This is a genomic window from Halorubrum sp. Atlit-26R, from assembly GCF_003666015.1.
GTDB lineage: Archaea > Halobacteriota > Halobacteria > Halobacteriales > Haloferacaceae > Halorubrum.
In genome coordinates, this window is record NZ_QPLT01000240.1 from 1 (window position 1) to 685 (window position 685).

A 685-nucleotide genomic window follows, 5' to 3' on the forward strand; every position below is an offset into this window, starting at 1 on the left:
AAATGGCTGTGTTGAATCGCTATACAGCAGCGAGGTGGGACGCTAAATCAAAGGAACTGAAGCGGAAGACTACAGTTGTTCATAACTCAAATCTCCCGCTTCATCGGGGAGGTTGTGCCGGTTGTTCAAAGAGTTACTGGAGATGGAGGCGAATCCGTCGCCCCGGACGGTGGCGGCGGATTGGCCGACTACGCACTCGTTTCCTCCGCTGTCTGCGGATTGACCTCGATACGTCGTACCGTATGACGATCGACCTGCTCAAGGAGATGCCACAAATAACGGGGGATATCGGCCTTGATGCGGCCGATCTCTCCGCATCCCCCACGCTGTGTAAGGCCTTGACCGGATCAGTATGAGCGTCTGTCGAGTGCTGCTGCGCCAGTCGGCGCAGCTACACGATCTTTCTGAACGCGCTGCGATCGACGCCATCTTCTACGACCGCTCACCAGCGAGCCGCCACTACTGCCAGCGAATCAGCCACCGCGTTCAGAAGCTCAAAATCATGAAACTCGTCGATACAGCGTCTCAAGCCATTCTTGACGTTCACTGCTCAACGAATCGGGAAGGAAGCGACGCAGACCTCGCTGAGCAGATCGCCCGCCGAAACGCGGGCGATCTGCGGTCTCTTGCGGCCGATGAGGGCTACGACAAGCAATCCCTTCGTGAAGGTCTCCGCGATCTCGGG

At 57.4% G+C, this 685-nt stretch carries 1 pseudogene; it reads left to right on the top strand.

The annotated features are described in order from the left end of the window. Positions 1 to 81: 81 nt before the first annotated feature. Positions 82 to 685: pseudogene (locus tag DVK07_RS20340) on the top strand (transposase); the annotation flags it as partial.